At 67.9% G+C, this 1326-nt stretch carries 1 protein-coding gene; it reads right to left on the bottom strand.

What is annotated here, in order from left to right; translation table 11 throughout:
- Positions 1-30: 30 nt before the first annotated feature.
- Positions 31-1253 (bottom strand): IS3 family transposase gene (locus FXF51_RS60195; RefSeq protein WP_411268450.1). Its coding sequence is split into 2 segments (ribosomal slippage): positions 31-977 and positions 977-1253, totalling 1224 coding nucleotides; the frame shifts between segments, so codons are not numbered across the junction.
- Between the last annotated feature and the right edge of the window lie 73 nt (positions 1254-1326).

The raw sequence follows: 1326 nt of genomic DNA, 5'->3' as shown, positions 1-1326 counted from the left end.
TGAACCGCGCCGGGTTTCTTGGAGACCGGGTTACGTGGCTGGGGCGAGAGTAACTGAGTTGATCTCTGTGCGGTAGAGGGCTTCGTATTCAGCGGGTGGAAGATCCTGGCAGGCGCTGTGGAGGCGGCGGTTGTTGTACCAGTCGATGTACTGCATGGTGGCGAGTTCGACGTCGTCCAGGCCCTTCCACGGGCCGTGGCGGTGGATCAGTTCGGTCTTGTACAGCCCGATGGTGCTCTCGGCCAGCGCGTTGTCGTAGCTGTCCCCGCGTGAGCCGACCGAGCTGACCGCGCCGGCGTCGGCGAGCCGGTCGGTGTAGCGGATCGACAGATATTGCGAGCCGCGGTCGGAGTGGTGCACCAGCCCGTCCAGCGGGCCGGCCTGGCCGCTGCGGCGCCAGATGGCCATCTCCAGCGCGTCCAGCGGCAGGTCGGTGCGCAGGTGGTCGGTCAGCTGCCAGCCGACGATCATCCGGGAGAACACGTCGATGACGAACGCGGCGTAGACGAACCCGGACCAGGTGTGGATGTAGGTCAGGTCGGCCACCCACAGCCGGTTCGGCGCGGGCGCGGCGAAGTCCCGCTGGACCAGGTCGGCCGGCCGCGATGCCTGCGGCTCGACGATGGTGGTGCGGCGCTTGTGGTCACCGCGGACAGCGCCGGACAACCCGAGCCGGCGCATCAGCCGGGCGACGGTGCAGCGGGCCACCGCTATGCCCTGGCGGTTGAGTGCCTTCCACATCTTCCGCACCCCGTACACCTCGAAGTTGTCGTTCCACAGCCGGGTGATCTCGGCCGTCAGTTGCTCGTCGCGCCGCTCGCGGGCCGAGGGCAGCCGGTTCCTGGCCGCGTAGTACGTCGCCGGTGCCAGGTCGAGCACCTGACAGATCGGCTCGACGCCGAACTCGTCGCGGTGAGCGTCGATGAAGGCCACTATCTGGGCGGTCGGGGGTCGAGTTCCCGGGCGAAAAAAGCTGCCGCCGACTTCAAGATCTCATTCGCCCGGCGCAGCTCACGGACCTCCCGCTCGAGCTCGGCGATCCGCTGGGCATCGGCCGTCGAGGTGCCCGGCCGCTGTCCTCCGTCGACCTCGGCCTGCCGGACCCAGCCGCGCAACGCTTCGCGGTGCACGCCGAGCTGCTGGGCTACCCGGGCGATGGCACCGGGCGCATTGCCGGTCTGCTCACGGACCTCAAAGACCATCCGCACCGCACGCTCACGTACTTCCTGCGGGTACTTCCTAGGGGCTGGCATCGCGTGTGATTCTCCCTTCCGACAGCAAGATCATGCTGGCTTCAGGGCCTCCAAGAAAGTCGGAGCGGTTCAG

Source organism: Nonomuraea sp. PA05 (genome assembly GCF_008086045.1).
GTDB classification, from domain to species: Bacteria; Actinomycetota; Actinomycetes; order Streptosporangiales; family Streptosporangiaceae; genus Nonomuraea; species Nonomuraea monospora.
This window is presented reverse-complemented; position numbering and strand designations above follow the sequence as displayed.